24 protein-coding genes are annotated in these 23,398 nt (G+C 70.4%); 10 read left to right on the top strand and 14 right to left on the bottom strand.

The features are described from left to right. The first annotated feature begins 54 nt into the window (after window positions 1-54). Window positions 55-999 carry a GlxA family transcriptional regulator gene (locus tag ACZ6YV_RS00120; RefSeq protein ID WP_465507551.1) on the top strand — a complete coding sequence of 315 codons (945 nt, stop codon included), beginning with the start codon at window positions 55-57 and terminating at the stop codon, window positions 997-999. 45 nt (window positions 1,000-1,044) lie between these two features. Beyond that, window positions 1,045-1,377: a helix-turn-helix domain-containing protein gene (locus tag ACZ6YV_RS00115; RefSeq protein ID WP_465507550.1), complete on the top strand. Its 333-nt coding sequence runs from the start codon at window positions 1,045-1,047 to the stop codon at window positions 1,375-1,377. On the opposite strand, the gene ACZ6YV_RS00110 is transcribed toward ACZ6YV_RS00115, so the two are convergent. The 3 genes from ACZ6YV_RS00110 to ACZ6YV_RS00100 are packed head-to-tail and all read right to left on the bottom strand — an operon-like array spanning window position 1,374 to window position 3,873. Beyond that, window positions 1,374-1,964, bottom strand: a complete 591-nt coding sequence (locus tag ACZ6YV_RS00110) for a ClpP family protease (protein WP_465507549.1) — start codon at window positions 1,962-1,964, stop codon at window positions 1,374-1,376. The two genes, ACZ6YV_RS00115 and ACZ6YV_RS00110, sit on opposite strands and share 4 nt — an antisense overlap. Next, window positions 1,961-2,587, bottom strand: a complete 627-nt coding sequence (locus ACZ6YV_RS00105; RefSeq protein ID WP_465507548.1) for a ClpP family protease — start codon at window positions 2,585-2,587, stop codon at window positions 1,961-1,963. Before ACZ6YV_RS00105 ends, ACZ6YV_RS00110 begins: the two co-directional genes overlap by 4 nt. 56 nt (window positions 2,588-2,643) lie before the next feature. Then, window positions 2,644-3,873 (bottom strand): serine/threonine-protein kinase, encoded by a 1,230-nt coding sequence (locus ACZ6YV_RS00100; protein WP_465507547.1) that lies wholly within the window; start codon window positions 3,871-3,873, stop codon window positions 2,644-2,646. A 117-nt stretch (window positions 3,874-3,990) separates the two neighbouring features. Between ACZ6YV_RS00100 and ACZ6YV_RS00095 the strand changes: the two genes are divergently transcribed. Then, entirely contained in the window at window positions 3,991-5,553 is a 1,563-nt protein-coding gene (locus tag ACZ6YV_RS00095) for a PucR family transcriptional regulator (RefSeq protein ID WP_465507546.1), read from the top strand. On the opposite strand, the gene ACZ6YV_RS00090 is transcribed toward ACZ6YV_RS00095, so the two are convergent. From ACZ6YV_RS00090 to ACZ6YV_RS00080, 3 genes are read right to left on the bottom strand one after another with little or no spacing between them, the layout of a single operon-like run. After that, window positions 5,541-6,410, bottom strand: coding sequence for a polysaccharide deacetylase family protein (locus tag ACZ6YV_RS00090; RefSeq protein ID WP_465507545.1), 870 nt, complete (start codon window positions 6,408-6,410; stop codon window positions 5,541-5,543). The two genes, ACZ6YV_RS00095 and ACZ6YV_RS00090, sit on opposite strands and share 13 nt — an antisense overlap. Next, complete coding sequence (locus ACZ6YV_RS00085) at window positions 6,407-7,534, bottom strand: oxidoreductase (protein ID WP_465507544.1); 1,128 nt, start codon at window positions 7,532-7,534, stop codon at window positions 6,407-6,409. Before ACZ6YV_RS00085 ends, ACZ6YV_RS00090 begins: the two co-directional genes overlap by 4 nt. Beyond that, complete coding sequence (locus tag ACZ6YV_RS00080; RefSeq protein WP_465507543.1) at window positions 7,531-8,166, bottom strand: DUF1989 domain-containing protein; 636 nt, start codon at window positions 8,164-8,166, stop codon at window positions 7,531-7,533. The genes ACZ6YV_RS00085 and ACZ6YV_RS00080 overlap by 4 nt, the downstream gene beginning before the upstream one ends. A gap of 596 nt (window positions 8,167-8,762) precedes the next feature. Here ACZ6YV_RS00080 and ACZ6YV_RS00075 point away from each other — a divergent pair. The 3 genes from ACZ6YV_RS00075 (at window position 8,763) to fahA (ending at window position 11,484) form a co-directional block, all read left to right on the top strand. Further along, window positions 8,763-9,296, top strand: coding sequence for a MarR family winged helix-turn-helix transcriptional regulator (locus ACZ6YV_RS00075; protein WP_465507542.1), 534 nt, complete (start codon window positions 8,763-8,765; stop codon window positions 9,294-9,296). A 173-nt stretch (window positions 9,297-9,469) separates the two neighbouring features. After that, window positions 9,470-10,312, top strand: a complete 843-nt coding sequence (locus tag ACZ6YV_RS00070; RefSeq protein ID WP_465507541.1) for a hypothetical protein — start codon at window positions 9,470-9,472, stop codon at window positions 10,310-10,312. Further along, the gene (fahA, locus tag ACZ6YV_RS00065; protein WP_465507540.1) at window positions 10,309-11,484 is read left to right on the top strand and encodes a fumarylacetoacetase; all 1,176 of its coding nucleotides are present in this window, start codon (window positions 10,309-10,311) and stop codon (window positions 11,482-11,484) included. Before ACZ6YV_RS00070 ends, fahA begins: the two co-directional genes overlap by 4 nt. Window positions 11,485-11,520: 36 nt before the next feature. Here fahA and ACZ6YV_RS00060 read toward each other — a convergent pair whose 3' ends face one another. Together ACZ6YV_RS00060 and ACZ6YV_RS00055 are read right to left on the bottom strand one after the other, a co-directional pair. Continuing rightward, a complete protein-coding gene (locus ACZ6YV_RS00060) occupies window positions 11,521-12,393 on the bottom strand; it encodes an acyl-CoA thioesterase (protein WP_465507539.1) in 873 nt (290 codons plus the stop codon). Then, a complete protein-coding gene (locus tag ACZ6YV_RS00055; RefSeq protein ID WP_465507538.1) occupies window positions 12,390-12,704 on the bottom strand; it encodes a hypothetical protein in 315 nt (104 codons plus the stop codon). The genes ACZ6YV_RS00060 and ACZ6YV_RS00055 overlap by 4 nt, the downstream gene beginning before the upstream one ends. Before the next feature lie 99 nt (window positions 12,705-12,803). On the opposite strand from ACZ6YV_RS00055, the gene ACZ6YV_RS00050 reads away from it, so the two are divergent. Further along, on the top strand, window positions 12,804-13,472 hold the full coding sequence (locus ACZ6YV_RS00050) for a TetR/AcrR family transcriptional regulator (RefSeq protein WP_465507537.1): 669 nt from the start codon (window positions 12,804-12,806) through the stop codon (window positions 13,470-13,472). Between the two features lie 88 nt (window positions 13,473-13,560). On the opposite strand, the gene ACZ6YV_RS00045 is transcribed toward ACZ6YV_RS00050, so the two are convergent. The 6 genes from ACZ6YV_RS00045 to bdeA form a co-directional block, all read right to left on the bottom strand. Then, window positions 13,561-14,880 (bottom strand): ABC transporter substrate-binding protein, encoded by a 1,320-nt coding sequence (locus tag ACZ6YV_RS00045; protein ID WP_465507536.1) that lies wholly within the window; start codon window positions 14,878-14,880, stop codon window positions 13,561-13,563. Further along, window positions 14,877-15,878: a branched-chain amino acid ABC transporter permease gene (locus ACZ6YV_RS00040; RefSeq protein ID WP_465507535.1), complete on the bottom strand. Its 1,002-nt coding sequence runs from the start codon at window positions 15,876-15,878 to the stop codon at window positions 14,877-14,879. Before ACZ6YV_RS00040 ends, ACZ6YV_RS00045 begins: the two co-directional genes overlap by 4 nt. A gap of 1 nt (window position 15,879) precedes the next feature. Then, on the bottom strand, window positions 15,880-16,758 hold the full coding sequence (locus ACZ6YV_RS00035; RefSeq protein ID WP_465507534.1) for a branched-chain amino acid ABC transporter permease: 879 nt from the start codon (window positions 16,756-16,758) through the stop codon (window positions 15,880-15,882). Window positions 16,759-16,769: 11 nt separating this feature from the next. Beyond that, window positions 16,770-17,474 (bottom strand): ABC transporter ATP-binding protein, encoded by a 705-nt coding sequence (locus ACZ6YV_RS00030; RefSeq protein WP_465507533.1) that lies wholly within the window; start codon window positions 17,472-17,474, stop codon window positions 16,770-16,772. After that, window positions 17,461-18,210, bottom strand: coding sequence for an ABC transporter ATP-binding protein (locus tag ACZ6YV_RS00025; protein WP_465508491.1), 750 nt, complete (start codon window positions 18,208-18,210; stop codon window positions 17,461-17,463). Before ACZ6YV_RS00025 ends, ACZ6YV_RS00030 begins: the two co-directional genes overlap by 14 nt. 79 nt (window positions 18,211-18,289) lie before the next feature. After that, window positions 18,290-19,147 carry a bis(hydroxyethyl) terephthalate hydrolase gene (gene bdeA, locus ACZ6YV_RS00020; RefSeq protein WP_465507532.1) on the bottom strand — a complete coding sequence of 286 codons (858 nt, stop codon included), beginning with the start codon at window positions 19,145-19,147 and terminating at the stop codon, window positions 18,290-18,292. Window positions 19,148-19,287: 140 nt separating this feature from the next. Here bdeA and ACZ6YV_RS00015 point away from each other — a divergent pair, with 140 nt between their 5' ends. From ACZ6YV_RS00015 to ACZ6YV_RS00005, 3 genes are read left to right on the top strand one after another with little or no spacing between them, the layout of a single operon-like run. After that, the gene (locus ACZ6YV_RS00015) at window positions 19,288-19,884 is read left to right on the top strand and encodes a QsdR family transcriptional regulator (RefSeq protein ID WP_465507531.1); all 597 of its coding nucleotides are present in this window, start codon (window positions 19,288-19,290) and stop codon (window positions 19,882-19,884) included. Between the two features lie 48 nt (window positions 19,885-19,932). Continuing rightward, window positions 19,933-22,311: a LuxR C-terminal-related transcriptional regulator gene (locus ACZ6YV_RS00010; RefSeq protein ID WP_465507530.1), complete on the top strand. Its 2,379-nt coding sequence runs from the start codon at window positions 19,933-19,935 to the stop codon at window positions 22,309-22,311. A gap of 43 nt (window positions 22,312-22,354) precedes the next feature. Continuing rightward, window positions 22,355-23,185 carry an LLM class F420-dependent oxidoreductase gene (locus ACZ6YV_RS00005; protein WP_465508490.1) on the top strand — a complete coding sequence of 277 codons (831 nt, stop codon included), beginning with the start codon at window positions 22,355-22,357 and terminating at the stop codon, window positions 23,183-23,185. The last annotated feature ends 213 nt before the right edge of the window (window positions 23,186-23,398 follow it).

Raw genomic sequence — 23,398 nt, 5'->3', positions numbered from 1 at the left:
ATCATCAGGCCGCCGGACAGTGTCCAGGAAGACATCATGGGGTATTTTCCTGCCATGCATCGCGTGATGGCCTTGGTGCGGCCGACGCAGTCGACGTTCGAACTCGGCATCGCCGCCGAGGTCTTCGGGACGGAGCGGGCAGGCGTGCCGCGGCACTACGGATTCGACGTCTGCACGGAGAAACCCGGCCCGGTGCCGACCACGGCCGGGTACGCGATGTCCGTGACCCGGGGTCTTTCCGCGCTGGCGGACGCGGACACGGTGCTCATCCCGGGCTGGGCCCCGGTGGAGGACCCGCTGTCACCACCCGTGCGCCGGGCGCTCCTTCGCGCGCACGCCAGGGGAGCGCGGCTGGTCACGATCTGTTCCGGCGTGTTCGCGCTGGCCCGCACCGGGCTGCTGGACGGCAGGGCGGCGACCACGCATTGGGCGCGCGCGGCCCAGCTGCAGGAGGAGTTCCCGCAGGTGCGCGTGGAGCCGGACGTGCTCTACGTGGACCACGGCGACGTCGCCACGAGTGCCGGCGCGGGCGCCGGGATCGACCTCTGCCTGCACCTCGTCCGGCGGGACCACGGGGCCGCGCACGCCGCCCTCGTCGCGCGGCACATGGTGATGCCGCCCCATCGCGACGGCGGTCAGGCGCAGTTCGTCCCGGCCCCGCCGCCCGCGGACGAGCTGGACGGCCTCCTCGAGTGGGCGGGCGGCCGCCTCGGGACGTCGTTGTCGGTGAGCGATCTGGCCGCGCACCTCAACGTTTCGTCCCGCACGCTGGCCCGGCGTTTCGCGGATCGTCTCGGCACCACGCCGGGGACATGGCTGCTGACCCGCCGCGTGACCGAAGCGCGCACTCTCCTGGAGGAGACCGGCCTGCCGGTGGAGGTGATCGCGGCCCGTGTCGGTCTCACGTCGGCGGTCAACCTCCGACGCAGATTCCGCGATCAGGTCGGTACGACGCCGGGCGCGTACCGGCGCGCCTTCCGCGGCTCGGTTTCGCCTTGAGCGGAACGGAGCACGCGAGCCGCGGCCCGATGTCACGATGAGCGTATGGCGGACATCCTCCCTTTCCACCAGAAGCGCCCCGATCCGGAGCCGCTGTGGCGTGACGTGCTGGGCCGGAGCCTGCGCGCGGCGAGGGAGGAGCAGGGCGGCCGTCTCGTCGACGTCGCGGAACGCGCCGGGATCTCGCCGCAGTACCTTTCGGAGATCGAGCGCGGCCGCAAGGAGCCGTCCAGCGAGATGATCGCCGCGGTCACCGGCGCGCTCGGGATCGACCTGGCGGATCTCCTCTTCGGCATCGCGGGCACGGTCCGGCGGGGCGGCAGCACAGGCCTCGCGGTCGGCCGCCGCCCGGCTGGACCCGTTCTGATGGCCGCCTAGTTCCGGCTGTCCAGCACGCGATCCGCGAGCCCGTACGCGACGGCACCCGCCGCGTCGAACACGCGGTCCCGGTCGGTGTCGTGCCGGAGATCCGTGACGGCGCGGCCGGTGTGCGAGGACAGGATCTCCTCCAGCTGAGTCCGCACCCGCACGACCTCGTCGGCCTGGAGGATGAGGTCCGGGATGGTGCCGCGGCCCTGCGCCGCGGGCTGGTGCAGCACCACGCGGGTGTGGGGCAGCACGAACCGGTGCCCGGCCTCGCCCGCGGCCAGCAGGATCGCCCCCGCCGCGACGGCCTGGCCGACGCAGGTCGTCGCCACCGGCGCCTTGATGAAGCGCATGGTGTCGTACAGCGCGAGCATCGCCGACGGGTCGCCGCCCTCGGTGTTGATGTAGAGGTTGATCTCCTGCTCCGGGTTGTCCGCCTCCAGGAACAGCAGCTGCGTGATCAGCGCGTTCGCCACGCCGGAGTCGATCGCGGTCCCGAGATAGATGATCCGTTCCGACAGCAGATGCGAGTAGACGTCCATGATCCGCTCGCCGGCGGGACTGCGGGAGATGACGTTGGGGATGGTGTAGGTGCTCATGCGCCGACACCCCTTTCCGAGCCGAGGCCGAGTTTGTGGGTACGGACGGGGACGACCTGGTCGAGGCTTTCGACGATGTGGTCGATGAAGCCGTACTCGCGCGCCTGTTCGGTGGTGAACCAGCGATCGTGCAGGGAGTCGGCGAAGATCCGGTCGATGGGCTGCCCGGTGTCGTCGGAGATGAGGCCGAGCACCGTGTCCCGCGTGTAGCGCAGATCGTCGGCCTGCACCTCCACCTCGACGGCCGAGCCGCCGATGCCCGCCGAACCCTGGTGCATCAGGATCCGCGCGTGCGGCAGGGCGAACCGTTTGCCCGGCGTGCCCGCGGAGAGCAGGAACTGCCCGGCACTGCACGCCAGCCCCAGCGCGAGGGTGGCGACGTCGCACGGCACGAGCCGCATCACGTCGCGGATGGCCAGCATCGAAGGGACCGAGCCGCCCGGCGAGTGGATCCACAACGCGATGTCCTTGCGAGGGTCCTCGCTCGCCAGCGACAGGAGCTGGGTGGTGAGCACTGTCCCGTTGTCGTCGTCGAGCGCGCCGTCGAGGACCAGCACACGCTGGCTGAAGAACCGTTCCCGGAGCCGTTGGTCGAAGAGTGGCTGCTTCTCGTAGTCGGTCATGCCCCGACGATGCCGCCGGGGCCCGGCCGTCCGCCGGTTTCTCTGCTGTGAGCGGATCAGCCCACAGCAGGACGCCGGGCCGGGACGAACCACACGGCGATGACCAGGACGATGGCGAAGACGGCGGCGAAGACATCGAGGGTGAACCCCGGCTCCAGCACGAGGCCGAAGTGCGCCCGTTCCTCGTCGGTCCAGTTCAGTATCACCACACTGAGCAGCGTCAGCCCGCCGGCGACGCTGCTCATGACCTGCCCCTGGCGGACCCTGGCGAGCAGGAGACCACCACCGACCATCGCAAGCACGCCCGCCAGGACGATGCCGAGGCGGCCGAGCAGGACCGGCGGCCAGAGGAGGTCGAACAGGTAGTACGCGCGGTGGAACATCATCGCGTTCGCCAGCACGTAGAAGCCGAACAGCATGCTCCCCACTCCGGCCAGGATCGCGGGCACCGAAGGCGTGGCGAGCCCGGGAGAAGGCCGCTGCGCCACGGGCAGGACCGGCATCGGGGTTTCGGCGCCGTTCGTGGCCAGAGCCAGCATCGGGATCGCGTGATCCGGCAGCATCCGCGCGTGCGGCGCTTTCGCCAGCAGACCGCGGAGGACGTCCGCCAGCGTTCCGTACGTCCGGCTGAAGACCGGCTGATCGTTGACGACGGCGTACAGCGTGGCCGCGACGTTCTCCCGCCGGAAAGGATTCGCGCCCTCGCTCGCGCTGAGCAGCGTCACGCCGAGCGACCAGAGATCGGAGTGGGGAGTGCCTTCGTGCCCCGCGATCCTTTCGGGGGCGAGGAAGGCAGGCGAACCGCTCGGGTCGAGGGCCTGGCCGATCCCGAAGCCGGTCAGCCTCGCCGTGCCGTCGGAGGACACCAGGATGTTCGCGGGCCGCACGTCCCCGTGCACGACACCCGCCGTGTGGGCGGCGGCGAGCGCGCCGAGCACCTGCCTGCCGATCTCCGCGACGAACCGCGGCGGGAGTGGACCTGAGGCCACCAGCTCATCCAGGGTCCGCGCGTCCACCAGATCCATCACGACGAACGGCGTCCCGTCCGCCACCACGACCTCGTGGACGGGCACCACCGACGGGTGATCCACGCGGGCCTCACGCTGGAGCCGTTCGACGACGGCCGCGCGTGCGGATTCGTCGAGCGTGGGCAGCAGCAGTTCCTTGATCGCGACCTGGCGGCCGTCCGGCCCGTCCTCACCACGCCACAGCACGGCCGTCCCGTCGCCGCCCAGCTTCTCGAGCAGGGTGTAGCGCTCGGCGATCGTGCGCGAAACTGCCGTCACGGTTCTTCTCCTCGGCTCCTGAAGTGTCTTCGAGGGACGCTAGCCAGGGACTATGACAAAACGATGAAATGGCCGTTCATCCATAAAGGACGTATCCGGCTGGATATATTCACAGTCATGCTGACCTTGGCGGCGCTGGTCGCGGACCCGGATCTCGAACTACGGGTGGTCGTCCCCGGCCGCGACGGGGCGCTGGCCGAGCAGGTGCTGTGGGTGCACAACACGGAGCTGCCCGACCCCGGGCCGTACGTGCGCGAGCACGAAGTCGTGCTGACCAACGGCCTGTGGCTCGACAGGACCGAGCCGGCGGACTTCGTCGCGCGAGTGGTCCGCGCGGGAGCGGCCGGGATCATCTTCGGGCTGCGCGTGGAACAACGCGACACCCCTGCGGCGCTCGCCGAGGCATGCCGGGAAGCCGGGTTGCCGCTGCTGGAGATCTCGGTGGCGGTGCCGTTCACGGCGGTCACGCGCGCGGCGGCGGCGATCCAGGCCACGGACCGGCAGAACGCGCTGATGTCGTTGGTACGCAGGGGAGACGAGCTGACCTCGGCGCTGTCGAGGGGGGCCGGTGCGTCCGGGGTGCTCGCGGTCCTCCGCCGTGAGCACGAGTTGCCGCTGGCGGTCGTCGACCGGATGGGCCGGGAACTGGCGTCCGCCGGTGCCGGACTGGACGCCGGACAAGCGCGCGTCGCGGCGGAGGCTTTGGCCAGGCGCCCGCCGCCGCTGGAGGCGGATCTCGGCGCGGGGACGCGGGCGGCGCTGTTCCCGGTCGGCGCGATCGGCGACGCGGACGCCGCGCTGCTGTGCCTGCGTCCGGTGGCCGAGCTGACGAAGGGGGAGCGGGACGCGCTGGAGCAGACCGCTCGTTATCTCAGTCTGGAAGTGGCCCGGCACCAAGCGGTGCAGGCCATCGAAATGCGGTTCGCCGTCGAGTTGCTGGACATGGTGCTTTCCGGTGCGCAGCGCGTCGCGGAGGTGCCCGGCAGGCTGCGTGCTTTCGGCGTCGATCCGGACGGGCCCCTGTCCGTGATCGCGCTGGCGTTCGCCGGCGACGACGCCACCGCCACCCCGCCGGGGATGGCGGAGGCCGTCACGGATTTCCTGCTGGCGGACGGGCTTCCCGCGGTCGTGGCGGCGGGCAGCAGGGACGTCGTGGCGGTGCTGCCCTTCCGATCGGGAAGGCAGTCGCCCGCCGCGTTCGCGCCCCGGCTGGCGGCGGCCGTCTCGCACCGGTTCTCCGGCGGGCGCGTGGTCGTCGGGCTGGCTGATCCCGTTTCCGGCGCGGCCGGGCTGCGCGAGCCGTTGTCGCGCAGCCGCGAAGCCTGCCGCGTGCTCCGCGGCAGGCGAGGCGGTCCGGTGGCGGCGAGTTTCGCCGAGCTGGGCAGCTACCGGCTGCTGCTGGAGTCACACGACGAACAGTGGCGGCACACGTTCGCGGACGCCCTGCTCGGCCCGCTGCGCGAGCACGACCGCGTCCGCGACGGTGACCTGGAGACGACCCTGCGGGCGTTCCTCGACCACGACGGCCAGTGGGCGGCCACCGCCGCGGCCCTGTTCGTGCACGTCAACACCTTGCGCAACCGGCTGGCCAAGGTCACCGAGCTGACCGGCCGCGACGTCGGACGGACCGCGGATCGGGTCGACCTCTTTCTGGCGCTGGAGGCGGCTCAGTCCGGATAGACCGCCGGGTCGACTTCGAGGCGCCGCAAGGGTTCCACGGGCAAGGAAGGGTCGGCCAATGCCGCGGCCGCCACGTCCCGACATCGGGCGAACCGGACGTCGCCGAGGCCGAGACCGAACTCGACGAGCGCGCGCACCGCCTCCAACCGCCCCGGCCTGGCCGACAGGAACGGGTGCAGGCACAGGTTGAACAGGCACCGGTAGCGGCGCATCGCGTCCAGCTCCGCGCGCCACATCTCCAGTACCCGCACCGGCGAGGTGATCACCGAGCCGATCTGCGGTGCGGGGAGGAACGCGTACTGCTCCCAGTCGTCGAGCGACCAGTGCACCGGCAGTTCGGCGATCCGGCCCGCCCCGGTCTCGATCAGGTAGGGCCGGTCGTCGGCCATCAACGACGAGTCGTAGCTCAACCCGTGCTCGGCCACCAGCGCCGGAGTGTCCCAAGTGGACTCCCAGCCCGCCGCGCGATGCCCGCTGATCTCGATGCCCTGGCTCGCGAAGACAGCCATGCCCCGTTCGAAATCGGCTCGCTGCTCGGCGGCGGTCATCGTGGTCGGCGGCCGGTGGCTGTAGGAGTGGTGGGCCACCTCGTGCCCCCGTTCCACGATCTCGGCGGCGAGGCCGGGCCGCTGTTCGGCGACCCAGCCCGGCACGAAGAACGTCGCGGGTACGGCCAGTTCGTCGAGCAGGTCGAGGATGCGCGGCACCCCGACCCGGGGCCCGTACGCCTGATGGGACATGGTCGACAGGTGCTCGGCGTAACCCCGCCCTCGCGCGAGGATCGGGGATTCCGCGTCCACGTCGAAGGTCAGGGTCGCCACCGCGGCCGCGCCGCCGTGCCAGCTTGGTTCCGTCACGCTTGCCGACTCTCCCGCCAACGGCGCGCGTTCGCCACCGTGACCGTCGGGGAGAGCATCGCCCGGTCGAACCCGGCCAGGGGTTCCGCCGCGGCGACGCGAGCGGGCAGGTCGGGGTTGGCCAGTGCGCCGTGTCCGAGCGAAAGCAGGTCGGCGTGCCCGCCGTCGAGTACCTCTCGCGCCTGGTTGAGATCGTGCATCCCGCCGTTGGCGATCACCGGCAGCCCGGTGACCTCCCTGGCGAGGGCGGTGATGGTGGCGCCGTCGGCCAGCTTCGCCGTTTCGAGCCAGTTCCGGCCCTCGCTGGCGATGTGGAGGTAGCCCGCGCCTGCCTCGGCGACCGCGGCGAAGATCACCTCGGCGTCGTCGCGGCCGCCGGGCCAGCGGTAGGTGAAGTCGTTGACCTTCGTCTGCGACAGCCGCACGCCGGTCACCAGCTCCGGGACCGCCTCGGCGACGGCGGTCACGACGCGGGCGGTCAGCCGGATCCGGCCGGCGACCGGTCCGCCGTGGGAGTCGGTGCGCCGGTTGGTGTAGTCGGTGAGGAACTGGTCGAGCAGGTAACCGTTGGCCGCGTGCACTTCGACGCCGTCGAACCCGGCCTGACGGGCGCGCCGGGCCGCCGCGGCGAAACCGTCGATGACGGCGTCGATCTCGGCGGTGGTGAGTTCACGGGGCACGGCCCACGGTCCGGAACCGCCGTACGCGGGCATCATCTCCCCGCGCGGCTGGACGGCCGAAGGGCCGACGGTGTGGCCCTGGTGCGGGTTCCCCTGGGAAATCGCCCCGGCGTGCATGAGCTGCGCGATCATCCGGCCGCCCGCCGCACGCACTCCGGCGGTGACGACGCGCCAGCCCGCGACGTGTTCGTCCCGCCCGAGGCCCGGCTGGTTGAGGTACCCCTGGCTGGCCGCGGTGTCGGTGTAGGTGCCCTCGCTGATCACGAGCCCGAACCCGCCGCGGGCGTATTCGGCGTAGTAGTCGGCCATTTCGCCGGTCGGCGTGCCGTCGGGCGCGGCCGAGACACGGGTCATGGGGGCGACGGCGTAGCGGTTGCGCAGAGCGAGAGGGCCGAGCGTGGTCGGGGCCAGCGCGGGGTGGGCGTGGCCGACGGTGGTGGTCATGATCGTGTTCCTCCATTGTGGACGGTTTCGATGGCGAGCGGGGAGAGTCCGGCGTCGCTGATCCGGACGAGGTCCTGCGGGCAGGCGGAGACCACGACGACGCAGTCCAGTTCGGCCCGCAGGGTCACCGCGTCGCCAGGCCGTGAAGACGCGGTCAGCCAGCTGAGCCGTCCGCCTTCTCCGACCGGGATGCGCATGAAGACGTTGATCGGCTGCGGGGTCGGGCCGGTGAAACTCAGGCCGGCTTCCCCCAGCGCCTCGCGCAGGTTCGCGGCGCAGGACCGGTGGCCCGGCGCTCCCAGCGCGGCGTACCGGGCCGGGTCGCAGGCGGGGATGAGCATGTCGTGCTCGCCGGGGGAGGTGTCCTCGACCAGGGTCAGGATCGGGCGGCGTTGGTCGGTCACGAAGGACTCGCCGACGGCGGGGAACAGGCTGTCGTTCGCTGCGCGGGTGTGGGCGGCGCTGTGGTGTTCGAAGCTGTGCTGTTCGAGGCTGTGGTGCTCGGAGCTGCCGCCGGTGAAAGCGAACACGTCGCCGACCTGGCCGCCTTCGACGTCGATCACCCGGACCAGGTCCCCTGCGGCCACCCGGACGGCCTTCGCGGTCCCCGGGGGTACTTCCGTTCTGCTCATGCCTTCAGCAAACCGGTGATGAGGGTCGGCTCGCCATGGAGGATTCTCCATGATCGCGGGACTTGAGTGGAGGAAGCTCTAGGGGGTGGGGTTCGGAGTTAGGTGCGGTTGGTCGTGAGTGGCGATTCGGGTTCTATCGAGGGGTAAGGCAAACCTGGCGTGTTTGTGGACGGTGTCGGTGACTCTGCGCGACACCGGGTCGTTGACCTCGACTGTGTGGATTTTGGTGCGTTGGATGACCAGAAATCCACACAGTCCTGTCGTGGTCGGACCGGTCACGACAGTCGGACAGGGGGTGTGTGGAAATAGGGATGTTGAGCGTCCCTATTTCCACACACTCCTCACCCTGAGTGACAACTCGCGCCCTCGTCGACCCGACACCTTTGCCTTACCCCTCAGTAACCCGAATCGCCACTCACGACCACCGAGCGATTCGGTACCGGCGCGCTTCACCGCGACTGCTGTGAAGGTGTTCCTGAGGCCTGAGGAGGCCTTCACGGACTTGCGAGCAACGGCACCCCGGGACTCCAGGGGCGCTGTCGCCCCAGATAGTTCAGACTTTGACCATTTTCGCCAGACGGGGTTAGTGTTCGGCGATGGAAGACGTTGAGTCGGCCGGACTGGACTTCTGGTCGTTCGTGGCGCTGGCGAACCGTCGGCTCGCGCAGGAGTACGGCTTCCGGCACCAGCTGGCGACCGAGGTGCTGCTGACCCTCAACCGTGCCTCGGACCTGGTGACTTACGACCTCGAAGCCGCGGTGCACCGCCCGCGTGGCCGGTCTTGGTCGGCGTTCCGGCTGCTGTTCGTGGTCTGGCTCGCCGGACCGCTCGAACCGACGAGCACGGCCCGGCTGACCGGCATGAGCCGGGCGGCGGTGTCGAATCTGGTCAAGACTCTGGTGGCGGAAGGGATGCTCCACCGGGTCCCGGACGAACGCGACGGCCGGTCGGTGCAGCTGTCGCTGACCGAGGCGGGGCACGAGGAGATGGTGTCGGTCTTCCGCGAGCACAATGAACGCGAATTCGGCTGGACGAACGCGCTGACCGAGACCGAACAGCGCATCCTCGTGATGCTGCTGGGCAAGCTGATCACCAGCCGCGCCGAGTTCGGCACCCGGAGCCGTATCTAGGCCGGAGCTGAAGGACGCTTTCACCGCGTGTGATGTGAGGAAAGCGCCCTTCACCGCGTCGGATGCGGGGAAAGTCCCCTTCAGCCCCAACGGACCCTTCCCGTCGCCCAGAGGACCGGACTACGCTGCTCGATAGGTAGTAAAAGTGTGAACTAAATCGGCGAGGAGGAGACATGGTGGACGGCGGACGGATTCCCGCGCTCTTCGCCGGGCTGTGCGACGACGCCGCGGTGTTCCCCCCGGGCCTGGCCCCGCTGCCGGACGCCGTCACGGCGCACGACGAGCACGTTTCCGCCTGGTACGCCGGCCTCGTCGGACCGCTGGTGGTCGCCGCCACCGCGCTCGACGAGCTCGCCGAGGTGCTGGGTGACCGCGAAGTCCCGTTGCCGGTCGCGGTGACCTTGCCCGGCGGGCCCGCGCGGCTCGGCGGCGTGCTCGAAGCCGTCGCCGCGCTGCCGGTGAAGCTCGACGCGCTCGAGATCGCCGTCCCTGACGGGATGGGGCCGGACGAGCTGCTCGCCGCGCTTTCCGGTGCCACCGCCCCGGTCTACGTCGAGATCCCGCGTGACGACCGGCGTGTCCCGCTGTTGACCGCCCTTTCCGGCACCGGGCACCGCGCGAAGTTCCGCACCGGTGGCGTCCGGGCCGACCTGTATCCGGGCGAAGCCGAACTCGCCGCCGCGGTCCGGGCGGCGGTCGGCGCGGGCGTTCCGTTCAAGGCCACCGCCGGGCTGCACCACGCGCTCCGCAACACCGACCCGGCGACCGGCTTCGAACAGCACGGCTTCCTGAACCTGATGCTCGCCACCGACGCCGTCCTCGTCGGAGGCGACGCCGAAGCCGTCCTCGCCGAACGAGACGGGTCTGTCCTCGCCGAGCGGCTGCGGGCACTGGATCCGGATCGCATCGCCGCGGTCCGCGCGGGCTTCACGTCGTTCGGCACCTGCAGTATCACCGACCCCCTGACCGAGCTGGCCGGACTCGGCCTGCTCGAGGCGCCCCGAGGAGTGGCATGACCACGATCGACATCCCCGCAGACTCCCTGTTCGGGATCGACAACCTGCCGTACGGAGTGTTCTCCGTCGACGGCGGTTCCCCCCGCGTCGGCGTCCGTGTCGGGGATTCCGTCCTCGACCTGGCCGCGGCGCTCGGTGACGACGTCTTCGCCGCGTCGTCGCTGAATCCGTTCATGGCACAGGGATACGACCGCTGGGTGGCGGTCCGTGAGCGGATCCGCGCCCTGGTCTCCGGTGAGCTCCCCGACGGCGCGGTCCATCCCGTCGGACGGGTGACCCTGCACCTGCCGATCGAGGTCGCGGACTACGTCGACTTCTACGCCTCCGAGCACCACGCTTCGAACGTCGGCAGGCTGTTCCGCCCCGACGCGGAACCGTTGCTGCCCAACTGGAAGCACCTCCCGGTCGGCTACCACGGCCGGTCCGGCACGGTCCTGGTCTCCGGCACGGACGTCGTGCGCCCGAACGGTCAGCGCAAGACCCCGGCCGAAGCGACGCCGGTGTTCGGGCCGAGCACACGGCTGGACATCGAGGCGGAGCTGGGTTTCGTCGTCGGTACCGGAACCCCGCTGAACACCCCGATCACCCCGGATGCCTTCCCCCGCCACGTTTTCGGCGCCGTCCTGCTCAACGACTGGTCGGCGCGCGACATCCAGGCGTGGGAATACGTTCCGCTGGGCCCGCACCTCGGCAAGAGCTTCGCGACCTCGATCTCCCCTTGGGTGGTGCCGATCCTGGCGCTGGAGGCCGCGCGGATCCCGCTGCCGGGCCAGGTCTACCCGGAGCCGATGCCGTACCTGCGGGAGACCGCGCCGTGGGGCCTCGACATCGACCTGGTCATCGAATGGAACGGCGAGGAGGTCAGCCGCCCGCCCTTCCGCGAGATGTACTGGTCGCCCGCCCAGATGCTCGCGCACCTGACGGTCAACGGCGCGTCGTCGCGCACGGGAGACCTGTACGGCTCCGGCACGATCTCCGGACCGGAGAAGCACCAGCGCGGCGCGTTCCTCGAACTGTCCTGGGGCGGAAAGGAACCCCTCACGGTCAAGGGGGAGGAGCGCACCTTCCTGCTCGACGGCGACGAGGTCGTGATCACCGGGACCGCGCCCGGCGCGAACGGCGCGCGGATCGGGTTCGGCGAGGTGCGGGGCCGGGTGCTGCCCGCGAAGTGACCGGGGCCGCGGCGAGCGTTCACCCGAGAGCACGCCCTAGCGTGCACCGGCGGTGGTGAAGGAAAGCGCCCCGCGCGGTGCGGAGGCGTCCGCGGTCCCCAGGCATCGGCCGCCGTCGAAAAGCCCCAGTTCGTAGTGCACGGTGTGTTCGTCGTGTCCGTTGACGGCGATCCCGATGTCGTAGGTGCCGGGGTAAAGGACCTCGCCGAGGTAGTTCACTTCGTAACGCCAAGGGAGGTAGTGCGGGAGCTTTTCGACGGCACCGTCTCCCAGGAGGCCATGCGCGTGGGACGCGATCGCCTCGTCGTAAAGGCCCAGCTGGGCGATGTAGTTGACGTGCCGGTTGAGGTCGACGTCCCCGACCCGGGCGCGGACAGCGGCCGCGGCCGGGTAGCGGTCCCGTTCGCGGCGGCGTGGATCGGGTTTCGCCGCGGCCGCCGCATTCGTTCCCGGCAGTCGCAGCTCTTCGAGGTCGGCGAGCAGTTCGTCCGGCAAGGTGATCGGCCCGGATCTGTCGGCGAGCACGATGGTGGCCTCGGCCGTGGCGACGAGTCGTCCGCCGTCGAACATGCCCTGACCGTAGGTGTAGGAGGTCCGGCCGATCGCCCGGATACCGGTGCCGATCCGGACGGTCGCGCCGGTCTTGCCGAACACCGCCCGCCGTTCGACCCGCTGGCCGGCGAACAGGATGTGGAACGGCCTGAACCCGCCGTCCGCCACGAGCTTGCCGAAGCGGGAGAAGCGCAGACGGACCCGGGGATGCTCGAACAGGCGCGACAGTGCCACCGTGCTCGTCGTACCGTCCGGCGCGAGGTCGCCGAACCGTTGCGCCACCTCCAGACGGTCGGGAAAGCCGTCTTCGGCAGGCTGTTCGTCGATGGTCAACGTCGTTCCTTTCGGAATGGTCACCAGGTCACGTTCAGGGACCGCAGACCGTGGATCAGCGCGCGGTCCTTGAAGTCGGGTGCCGCGGCGGGATCGGCGAGGCGCAACCCGGGAAAGCGCCGCAGCAACGCCGGAAGCGCCAGCTGTAGTTCGAGCCGCAGGCGCTCCGCGTCGCCGTGCACGGCCCGGACATCGGCGTAGCGGCTGAAGAGGGTGGCCTCATGCCCCAACGGCGACCGCACCCGGTACACCTCGCCGTCGTCGCGCCTGCTCCGCACGCCCGGGTCGACGTCGAATCCGTTCCGCAAGGCGGCCAGCTCGCGCAGTTCGGTCATGGGCTCATAGAACCACTTGCACGCACCGCGTGCAACGTTGCGTGCAACGCTGCTCTCGTCGGCTGCGGAGCGCTCACTCCGCTGGACTAAACTGCCGCCATGCGTCAGCGGTGGAGCAAACAGACCATCCTGGATGCCGCCGTGGAGCTGATCTCCGGTTCCACGGAGGACGACGTGTTCAGCATGCGCAAACTGGCCGCCGAGCTGGGGACCGACTCCTCCAGCCTGTACCGCCACTTCCGCAACCGCACCGAGCTGATGCTCGCGATCGTGGACCATGTGCTGGTCCGGGCCATGCACGGCTACCAGCGGACGGGGACCTGGCGCGCGCGGCTCGTCGACCTGATCCTGCGCTCGTGGGACGCGTACGCCGCGCTGCCGCAGCTGGCGAAGGACGCCAGTCACTATCCGGGCAGCGGGCCCGGCAGCAGGCTGGTGATCGAGGAGACCCTGCAAGCCCTCGACGACGCCGGGGTGCCCGAGGAACTCGTCCCGGAGTGGTACCACCGGCTCGTGACCTTGTCCGTGTCCCTGATCTCCGCGCACGCGGCCGGCCGTTCCAGCGGCCCGGCAGAACAAGAGCGGAGACTGGAAGCCTTCCGGGTGACCACGCTGGGCGCCGACCCCGCGGACTTTCCCGCGCTGGCTCGCCACGGTCGCCGCATCGAACCTGTCGGCTTCACCCGTGAGAGTTTCCTTGCCACCGTGGAACTTGTGCTGGACGCGGTGCCGGCGAACCCTGGCGCTGTGGCCCAGGGCGTCCAGTGATGTGAAGGCGCAGCAGATCCCCGACGCCCTGGACGAAGTGCCGGGCGGCGGGGAGCCGGCCCGCACGCGGTCGGGCCCTGTGTCCGCGTTAGTTGCCCGCCTTCGCCACCGGGATCCCGTTCGGCGGCGGTGCGTCGTTCGCCGCCGAGTCGTCCGCCTCGATGGGTGCCTCGCCGAGATCGGTCACCAGGACCGGCGTCAGGTCCTTGCCCGCCCCGCCCTTGAGTTCGACCACCGACATGCCGGAGATGCCCAGGTGGCTTTCACCGGTGTAGCGGAACGGCGCGAGACCCGGCCCTTCGAACGTCTTCCCGGTCTGCTGGAGCACTTCGACGACGCGCTCCCGGGTCAGGTCCCGGCCCGCCGCCTGCAACGCCTGGACGAACGTGTAAGCCTGCGCCATCCCGTAGATGCGGTAGTTCGTCAGGTCACCGCCTTTGCCGTGCGCCTTCCAGACGTTCTGCCACAGCTTCGTCCACGCGTTGTCCGGCGCGTCGACACCGGGCAGGTACTCGGTCGTGAGCACGCCGTCGATGAGCGACGCGCCGTTGGTCACCTTGCCTTCGGAGAACCGCGCGAGCAGTGAACCGACGAGCGCGGGATCGGAACCGACGTTGCTGTAGAACCACTTCGGCTTGAACCCGATCTTCAGAGACGCCAGCTGGGACAGCGCGGTGTAGGACGGAACGGTGAACCCCAGCACCAGATCCACGCCCGCCGCCTTGAGTTTCGCGATCTGCGGGGCGATGTCGGTGTTGCCCGGCGAGTATTTCGCTACTTCCACGATCTGCTCGCCGAGGTAGCGGCGCGCGCCCTTTTCGCCGTCGCGGCCGAAGTCGTCGTCCTGCACGAACAGGCCGACCTTGGCACCGGGCAGGTTCTTCCGCACCCAGTCGCCGATGATCTTGCCTTCGATCTCGTAGTCCGGCTGCCAGCCGAAGGTGAACGGCGCCTTCTTCGGATCGTCGCCCCAGCGCAGCGATCCCGAGGACACGAACAGATCCGGGACCTTCGAGCTGTTCAGGAAGTCGACGACGGCGCTGTGCGTCGGCGTGCCGAGGCCGCCGACCATCGCGAAGATCTCTTCCTTGAGCACCAGTTCGTTGGTGACCGCGCTGGTGTTCGTGGGGTTGTACCCGTCGTCCTTCACCACGAACTCGATCTTGCGGCCGTTGATGCCGCCGTTCGCGTTCACGTAGTCGTAGTAGGCCTGATGTCCGCTCGGGATCTCGCTGTAGCCCGGCGCGGCGACGCCGGTCAGCGGGAAATGCGCGCCGATCTTGAGGGTCGTGTCGGTGATGCCGGCAGTCGAGCCCTTCTGTTCGCCTTCGGGTCTTCCGCCCGCGCCGCAGGCGGCGGTGACCGTGACGGCCAGGAAGACGGCCACGGTCTTGGTCCAGCGTTTCATGAACTTCTCCTCCGGGGGATGAGTTTCCGCAGCCCGCCGGCGAGACCGGCCGGTGCGAGCAGCACGATCAGGACGGTGACCAGGCCGTAGATCAACGGCGCCAGATGCGCGGCCTGCACGTCGGACAGGCCGAGATCCGTTCCCGCGCCGGTCACCAGCGGCGGCAGGAAGGTCAGGAGCGCGGCACCGGCGAGCGCTCCGGCGAGGCTCCCCAGACCGCCGAGTACCACCGCGGACACCAGCAGCAGCGACAACGTCAGCGCGAACCCGTTCGGCGCCGCCAGCCGCGCCGACAACGCCATCAATGCTCCGGCGAGCCCCGCGCACCCTGCGCTGACCACGAACGCGCGGACCCGCGTGCGGCCGAGGTCGATCCCGGCCAGTTCGGCGGCCACGTCCTCGTCGCGGACCGCCCGCCAATCACGTCCGACCCGGCCGCGGGACAGATTCGCCAGCAGGACGAACACGACGATCACGGTGAGCCAGGAAAGGTAAGCGAGGTAACGGATCGGCGTGAGGTCCTGGCCGGAGACGAAGTACGCGGCGTCGGCCAGCCAAGCGGGGATCTCGGGCATCCGGACGGGCAGGCCCTGTTCACCGCCGAACGTTTCCCCGAAGAACAACGGGATCCCGGGTACGGCGACGGCGAGCGCGAGGGTCGCCCCGGCGAGGTACGGCCCGTGCAACCGCGCAGCCGCGACGCCGACGAGCGCTCCGACGGCCAGCGTGATCACCGTCGCCAGCAGCAGGATCACCGGGAGTGGCAGCGCGGCCGACTTCAGCAGGAGCGCCGTCGAGTACGCGCCGACGGCCATCAAAGCGCCGTGGCCGAGCGAAAGCTGCCCGTTCAGTCCGGTCAGGACGGTCAACCCGCCGGCCGCGATCGCGAAGTACGCCATCGTCGTGAACTGCGCGGTGAGGAACGGGCCGGTGTTCTCCAGGACGAGCACCACGACGACCAGTGCGGCGAGGGCGATCAGCAGATGTCCGCGCAGCACGTCAGACCCTCCGTTCGCGGACGCTCGCGAACAGCCCGCCGGGTTTGAGCAGCAGGACCACCATGAGGATCGCGAGTGCGGCGAGCGGCACCAGTTCCGCGCCGACGTAGCCGCTGACCAGGCTCAACGACAGGCCGAGGACGACGCCTCCGACGACAGCGCCCACCGGGCTGTCCAGACCACCGAGCACCGCCGCCACGAATCCGTACACCACCACACCGTCCATATAGGACGGATGGACGAGCCCGCCGCCCGCGATCAGCAGGCCCGAAAGCGAACCGGCGAGCGCGGCCAGCGCCCAGCCGAGCGTCAGCATCCGCCCGACCCGCACTCCCAGCAGGCGCGCCACTTCCCGGTCGAAGGCCGCGGCCCGCATCCGCAGGCCCAGATCGGTGCCGCGGAACAACAAGACGAGCCCGAGCAGCACGACACCGACGGCGGCGATGGTGAACACGCCGAATCCGGTCAGCGCGATCGTCGTACCGCCGACCTGGAACCCGGTGAGCCCGAACGGCGCCGGGAACGACCGGTACCGCGAGCCGAACACCAGCGCGGCCAGCGCGTGCAGCACGATGAACAACCCCAGGGTGAGGATCACGGCGTTGATCTCGGGCTTGCCGGAGACGAACCGGACCACGAAACGCTCCACCAGCGCGCCGAGTACCAGCCCCGAAAGCAGGGCGACGGCGAAACCGAGCCAGTACGACCAGCCCGCGTCGATCAGCACCAGCGCGACGTACGTGGTGATCATCGCCATCGGCGCCTGGGCGAAGTTCACGATCCGCGTCGCCCGCCAGATCAGCACCAGCGCCAGGGCGAACGCGGCGTAGACCACGCCCAGCGTCAGCCCGGTGAGCGCGGTGGTCAGCAGTTGCTGCACAGGGTTCCCTTTCAGAATCCGAGGTAGGCGTGCCGCAGGTCGTCGTCCGCGGCCAGGTCGCCCGCCGCCCGCCGGACGACGACCTCGCCGAGGTTGAGCACGACGCCGTGGTCGGCGATGGACAGGGCGCTGCGCGCGTTCTGCTCGACCAGCACGACGGCCAGGCCTTCGTCGCGGACGAGCCCGCGCAGGAGGTCGAAGATCTGCGCCACGATCCGTGGTGCGAGCCCCAGCGACGGCTCGTCGAGCAGGAGCACCTTCGGCCGGGACAACAGCGCGCGGCCGATCACCAGCATCTGCCGCTCGCCGCCGGAAAGGACGTGCGCGAGCCCACTCTTGCGGTCGGCGAGAACCGGGAAGAGGTCGTAGATCCGCCGCAGCTGCCGTGCTGTCGCACGGCTTCCCGAGCCGAGCGCGCCGAGCCGCAGGTTCTCCTCGACGGTCAGTTCCGCCAGTACGCCGCGGCCTTCGGGCACTTGCGCGAGGCCGAGCGCGGGAAGGTCCTCTGTGGACACCCGAGTCAGATCGCGGCCCGCGAGCGAGACGTTGCCCGCCGTCGGCCGGACGAGCCCGGAGACGGCACGCAGCAAAGTGGTCTTGCCCGCGCCGTTCGCGCCGAGGACCGCGGTGATCTCACCGGGGGCGGCGGACAGGCTCACGGAATCGAGCGCGCGGACGGGGCCGTAGCTCACGGAGAGGTTCTCAACGGTCAGCACCGGCCACCTCCTCGCCGAGGTAGGCCGCCTGCACCGCCGGGTCCGCGCGGATCTCGTCCGGTGTGCCGCGGGCGATCACTTTGCCGAAGTCCAGTACGACGATCTCGTCGCACACCCCCATCACCAGATCCATGTGGTGTTCCACGAGCATCACCGACATGCGTTCGGTCAGGCCGCGTACCAGCGTGCCGACGTCGGCGATCTCGGCCGCCGACAGCCCGCCCGCCGGTTCGTCGAGCAGCAGCAGATCCGGTTCGCCGACCAGGGCCCGCGCGAGGGTGACCCGCTTGCGGACCGGATAGGGGAGACTGGCGGGGTAGCGGTGGGCGACGTCGGCGATGTCGAAGTCTTCGAGGTAGGCCATCGCGCGTTCGGCCAGGGCCTTCTCGTCCCGTGTCAGTCCCAGCATCGACGACCAGAAGCCGGCCTTCGCGTGCTTTCCCGCGCCGACGAGCACGTTGTCCAGCACGGTCATCCGGCCGAACAGACCGAGTTCCTGCAGGCTCCGGGCGATGCCGAGGCCGGCGAGATGATGCGGGCGCAGCCGTCGCAGTTCCGTGCCGCGCCAGGCCAGCGTGCCCGCGTCAGGCCGGACGAAACCGCACGCGACGTTGAAGAGCGTGGTCTTGCCCGCCCCGTTCGGGCCGATCACGCCGAGCACCTGACCCGGCTCGACGGTCAGGGAGACGTCGGACAGCGCGACGAGACCACCGAAGGTCATCGACACGCCGGACATCTCGAAGGTCGACAGGGTCACGCAGGAACTCCCAACGGTGAAAGGGGTCCCGGCGCGGGCGCGCCGGGACCCGGTGGACTCAGGCGTGCGGGCAGGTGTCGCGGTAGTCGCTGATCGCCCGGTCGTCCGGGGCGGGGCAGAGGAACTGCTCGTAGCGGGTGTCGTTGTCCACGAACCGCTTCAGCCACGAGATCGTGTACTTGGCCATGGTCGTGTTCGCCGTGTTCGGGAAGAAGTGGCTCGCATTGTCCAGTTCCATGTACGCCTTCTCAGACGAAGTGGGAATGCTGGTGTAGAACGGGATCGCGTGCGAAGCCACCGGCGCGACCGTGTCGGACTCGCCGCCGATGACGAACGTCGGCACCCGCAGCGAGGGCCACGACTTCTGCGTGTTCCACGGCGCGAGCGGGACAGCGGCCTGCAGCGACGGCCGGTCCTGCGCGGCTTCGAGCGAACCGCCGCCACCCATCGAATGCCCGGCCACCGCCAGCCGGGAGGTGTCGATGCGGGAACGCACGGTGCTGCGCTGGGTCAGGTAGTCCAGGGCGGCCAGCAGCTGGTCGCCGCGGCTGCCCGGCTGGTCGTAGATCGTGGTGGTGTCGATGGTGAACACCACGAAGCCCTGGGAGGCCAGCCGCGGGCCGATCCACGCGATGCTCGACTGGGTCGCGGTGTACCCCGGCGAGATGGCGACAGCGCCGAAGGTGCCCTGCGCGGTGCTGGTGGGGTAGTAGATGGTGCCGCCGCCGAAGCCGGTGACGGACACCCGCGAAACCGATGTCTCCGAGACCGCGAACGAGCCGCGGGAGGCCTCGATGCTGCTCTCCGTCGGGGCCGGGCCCCGTTCGTACGGGTTCTCGGCGGCGTAGGCCGTCGGTGCGACAGCGAGTGCCGCGACGGTGGCCAGTCCACAAAGGATCCGGGTCGTACTACGCATGGTGCCCTCTCCGTTCGCAGGTGAACACAGTCCGTGGTGCAGGACTGTGGCAAACGGACGTACCGGGCTGCATCGGCGAAATCGCCAGTCTTCGTCCGCGCGCGCCCTCGCCGGATCGGGCGCCCGTACGATCGGCGATCGTGAATCCCTCAGCCGAGGACCTAGTCCGCACCGCGGCGCGGTGGATCGAACGCGGCGCCCGCGTCGACACGTCCGCCTTCGCCCAGGACCTGGGCATTTCGCGCAGCACCCTGTTCCGCCGCGTCGGAAACCGGGAAGACCTGCTCGGTGATGCCCTCTACTACCTGTCCGAGCGCACCCTGACGGCCGCCGCGCGCACCTGGGAGCGCGAAGAGGGCGACACGGTGCGCAACGCGGCCGGTGAACTGCGCTGTCTCGCGATCATGCGCGAGTACCGGTCCGTCCTCGCGGCGAGCGCCGGGTTCCGCCGCTTCCTCGACGACGAACCGGTGCTCGCGATCCGGCTGCTCACCGACCCGGACGGACGTGTCCAGCCGAGGGTGATCGCGGCGCACGTCGAGCTGCTGCGTCGCGACGTCGACGCCGGTGGTTTCGCACCCGTGGTCGGCCTGGACAGCCTCTGTTACGCGATCGTCCGCTTGGGGGAGGCGTTCCTGTACTCGGACGTCCTCGCCTCCCGGACACCCGATCTCGACGCGGCGTCGACGCTGCTCGGGGCGCTGGTGGAAGGACGCGTGCCGAGCAAGACCTTGTGAAACACTTCCGCCTGGTGTTTCATCGAAAGGGATTTCGAGGAGGCGCCGATGCCTGTCCGGGACGCCGTGCACCCGCTGCGGGGCAGGGACGACCTCTTCGGCGGGCTGCGGTCGATCGCCGGGCGCGCCGTGTTCGTCCGCGGCACGGAAGGTCTCGGCAAATCCGCGCTGTTCACCGCTCTGGGCGCCACGGGCGACGTCCGCCTCGTCGGCGTCCGTGGCCTGCGGGCCGAGCACGCGCTGCCCTACGGCGCGTTGCATCGGATGTTCGGCGGGCCGGTCTCCGGCGGCGCGGAGGTGCGGGATCGGCTCGGCAGCGTCTCGGCGCCGACGATCTGCTGGGTCGACGACGCGCAGTGGGTCGATCCGGAATCCTTGGCGGCACTGGGTTTCGCGGCCCGGAGACTGGCAGGGGTCCCGGTCGGGATGGTGCTCGCGTCGCGATCCGGGTCCGACGAGTTCGACTCCGTCGAGCTGACGCCGTTGAGCGATTCCGCCGCCGATCTGGTGCTGCGCGATCGCGGGATGCCCGCCGGGGTACGCCCGCAGCTGGTCGAACTGGGCGAGGGGAATCCGGCCGATCTGATCGCGCTGGCGGCTTCCCTGACCCCCGCGCAGGCGGCCGGGCGGGAGCCGGTGTCACCGATCCTCCAGGAGCGCCTGCCCCGCTACGCGGCCGAGCTGGACGCGATGCGCTTCGACGAGCGCCTCCGGTTTCTCGCCACCTGTATGGACTTTTCGGCGAGGAAGGCGACGTGGTACGCGGCGGCGTCACCGGCGGACCGCCGGGCGGCGCACGCGCGCCTGGCCTCCGCCGAGGAAGGGCCCGACGCTCTCTGGCATCGCGCGATGGCGGCCGCCGCCCCGTCCGCACCCCTCGCCGACGCGCTCGCCGCCGCATCGGCGGTGGATCACGCGGCCGCCGCGCGGCAGCTCGAACGTGCCGCCGCCCTGACCGCCGACCCGTCCGTGCGGGCGACCCGGCAGCTGGCCGCGGCGGACGCGGCCTGGCAGGCGGGCAGACCGGGGTGGGCGCGGCTGCTGCTGTCCAGGGTGGACGCCGAACCGGGCGCGGTGGCGTTGCTGCACGGGGAGATCGAGCTGCGCGACGGTGATCCCGCCGTCGCCACCCACGAACTCGGCACGGCGGCGGAACTGCTGTCCGATCCGGCCGCCGCGCTCCTGCTGGCAGGCGAGGCGCGGCGGCTCGGCGGCGATCTGCACGGCTACCGAGCCCTGGCGCGGACGGTCCCCGCCGGGGACGACCTGGCCTTCGCACATTTCCGCGGCTTGACCTCTGTCTACGCCGGACGTCACGACGACGCCGTCGCTCCGCTGAAGGACGCCGTCGACAAGGGGATGGCCGACGGCGACGTCGCCGGAGCCGTCTGGGCCGCCGAAGCGGCCTTCGCCCGCGGGCAGGCGGAACGGGCGCACGAGTACGCGGCCGCGGCCGTGAGCCGCGCGCGGCTCGGCAAACGGCACGCGGAACTGCCCTGGGCGTTGGTCTACCTGTCGCTCTCGGCCATCGCGCTCGACCGGATCCCGTGTGCGCGAGCGGCGTCCCGCGACGGTTTGCGAGCGCCCCACAACCTGCGGCTGGAGCATCTGACGTTGCTGGGGCTGGCCTCCGCGCTCCTCGGTGACCGTGTACCGGAACTGGACGAGGCGGCCGAGGGCATCGCCGAACGTGGTCTCGGCAGGCCCGCCGCGGTCGCGGCGTGGGCGAACGCCTGTCTGGACCTGGCCGAAGACCGGCCCGACGACGCGCTGAGCAGGCTCGAAGATCTCGCTTCCGGGGTTTCCGGCGACCAGCCGGTGATCCGCGTGCTGGCCACCCCGCAGCTCGTCGAGGCGGCCGTCTGTTCCGGGCGGCCCGAACGTGCGCGGGCGGCGCTGGCGGTGTTCGACCGCTGGACCCTGGCCGGTGCGGAACCCTGCTGGCTCGCGCTGAGCCACCGCTGCCACGCGCTGACCGAGCCGGATCCGGAGGTGGCGGAACGGCGTTTCCGGCTGGCTATTGAGGCACACCGGCGGGCAGGCGGCGCGGGGGAACTCGCCAGGACGCGGTTCGCCTACGCCACCCTGCTGCGACGGCACCGGCGGACCCGGGACGCGCGCGACCAGTTCCGCGATGCGTTGCGCGGCTTCGAAAACGTCGGCGCGACCCGGTTCGCCGAACGTGCCCGCGCCGGGCTCCGGGCGACCGGCGAGACCGTCGACGTGCCGCATCGGTCGCTCGCCGGGCTCACCCCGCAGCAGGACGCCATCACGCGGCTGGTCGCGGCGGGCGAGACGAACAAGGAGATCGCGCGGCGGCTGGTGATCAGTCATCGGACGGTGGATCACCACCTGCGGAACATCTTCACCGCGCTGGGCGTTCGGTCCCGTGTCGAACTCGCCCGCCGCGTCGCGGCCGGTGAGTGAGGCCTCCGGGAATAACCGGCGGGCCGACGGGGTCGTGATGATCATGGACTTCGGTATCGCGACGTCAGTGACCGACGAGGGAATCCGGCCGCACGTGCTGGGAGCGGCCTTGGAGGAGAAGGGCTTCGACTCCCTCTACCTGCCCGAACACTCCCACATCCCGGTCAGCAGGGAGACCCCGTACCCCGCCGGTGAGCTGCCGCGAGGCGCGCTGCGCAACCTCGACCCGTTCATCGCGCTGACCGCCGCCGCGACGGTCACCTCGAATCTCCGGCTGGGCACCGCGGTCGCCCTGATGATCCAGCGCGACGTGTTCTACACGGCCAAGGAGATCGCCAGCCTCGACCTGCTCTCCGACGGACGGGTGATCTTCGGCGTCGGAGCGGGCTGGAACATCGAGGAGATGCGCAATCACGGCGTCGACCCGCGCACCCGTGGCACGCTGCTGACCGAGCAACTCCAGGCGCTCAAGGAGATCTGGACCGAGGACGAGGCGGAGTTCCACGGCAAGCACATCGACTTCGACCCGGTCTACGCGTGGCCGAAGCCGGTGCGGAAACCGCATCCGCCGATCTACGTCGCCGGTCAGGGCCCCGCCGGGCTCAAACGGCTCGCCGAGCACGCCGACGGCTGGTTGCCGCATTTCGTGACGCCGCCCGAGGAACTGCGCCGCGTCCGGTCCTGGCTCGCCGACCAGGGCCGCGAAGACGTCCGGATCAGCGTGTTCGGCGCTCCGGCCGACCCCGACCTGCTGCGACGCCTCGCCGATGCCGGGGTCGACGAGGTCTCCCTCATCCTGCCGACGCTGCCCGAGGCGGAGACCTTGGAGCGTCTGGACGAGCTGGCGAAGACCATCGAGCCGTTCCGCGCCTGACCACAGCCTCGTGAGTGGTACCGACGGTTAGAACCGTCCGTGTTACTAGTCAGCTGGTGGCTAGGTTGGTTGGTAGCCAGGGGTTTCCGGTGATGGCGGCGCGGAGTGCGGTCAGGGTGTTGTGGCCGTTTTTGCGGGTGGTGGAGATGTAGGAGCGGACGGTGAGCCAGGTGGTGGCGCCGTGGTGGGTGCGCCATCCGCCGGAGATCTTGA

The organism is Amycolatopsis sp. NPDC102522 (assembly GCF_055584485.1).
Note: the sequence above shows the minus strand (reverse complement) of the source record. Positions and strands in the feature narration are given on the sequence as shown.

Bases quoted from the DNA above. Each gene is read 5' to 3' on its own strand.
- ACZ6YV_RS00120 (WP_465507551.1), top strand. From the start codon at position 55: ATGCATCGCGTGATGGCCTTGGTGCGGCCGACGCAGTCGACGTTCGAA.
- ACZ6YV_RS00115 (WP_465507550.1), top strand. From the start codon at position 1,045: ATGGCGGACATCCTCCCTTTCCACCAGAAGCGCCCCGATCCGGAGCCG.
- ACZ6YV_RS00110 (WP_465507549.1), bottom strand. From the start codon at position 1,964: ATGAGCACCTACACCATCCCCAACGTCATCTCCCGCAGTCCCGCCGGC.
- ACZ6YV_RS00105 (WP_465507548.1), bottom strand. From the start codon at position 2,587: ATGACCGACTACGAGAAGCAGCCACTCTTCGACCAACGGCTCCGGGAA.
- ACZ6YV_RS00095 (WP_465507546.1), top strand. From the start codon at position 3,991: ATGCTGACCTTGGCGGCGCTGGTCGCGGACCCGGATCTCGAACTACGG.
- ACZ6YV_RS00085 (WP_465507544.1), bottom strand. From the start codon at position 7,534: ATGACCACCACCGTCGGCCACGCCCACCCCGCGCTGGCCCCGACCACG.
- ACZ6YV_RS00080 (WP_465507543.1), bottom strand. From the start codon at position 8,166: ATGAGCAGAACGGAAGTACCCCCGGGGACCGCGAAGGCCGTCCGGGTG.
- ACZ6YV_RS00075 (WP_465507542.1), top strand. From the start codon at position 8,763: ATGGAAGACGTTGAGTCGGCCGGACTGGACTTCTGGTCGTTCGTGGCG.
- ACZ6YV_RS00070 (WP_465507541.1), top strand. From the start codon at position 9,470: ATGGTGGACGGCGGACGGATTCCCGCGCTCTTCGCCGGGCTGTGCGAC.
- fahA (WP_465507540.1), top strand. From the start codon at position 10,309: ATGACCACGATCGACATCCCCGCAGACTCCCTGTTCGGGATCGACAAC.
- ACZ6YV_RS00055 (WP_465507538.1), bottom strand. From the start codon at position 12,704: ATGACCGAACTGCGCGAGCTGGCCGCCTTGCGGAACGGATTCGACGTC.
- ACZ6YV_RS00050 (WP_465507537.1), top strand. From the start codon at position 12,804: ATGCGTCAGCGGTGGAGCAAACAGACCATCCTGGATGCCGCCGTGGAG.
- ACZ6YV_RS00045 (WP_465507536.1), bottom strand. From the start codon at position 14,880: ATGAAACGCTGGACCAAGACCGTGGCCGTCTTCCTGGCCGTCACGGTC.
- ACZ6YV_RS00025 (WP_465508491.1), bottom strand. From the start codon at position 18,210: ATGTCCGGCGTGTCGATGACCTTCGGTGGTCTCGTCGCGCTGTCCGAC.
- bdeA (WP_465507532.1), bottom strand. From the start codon at position 19,147: ATGCGTAGTACGACCCGGATCCTTTGTGGACTGGCCACCGTCGCGGCA.
- ACZ6YV_RS00010 (WP_465507530.1), top strand. From the start codon at position 19,933: ATGCCTGTCCGGGACGCCGTGCACCCGCTGCGGGGCAGGGACGACCTC.
- ACZ6YV_RS00005 (WP_465508490.1), top strand. From the start codon at position 22,355: ATGGACTTCGGTATCGCGACGTCAGTGACCGACGAGGGAATCCGGCCG.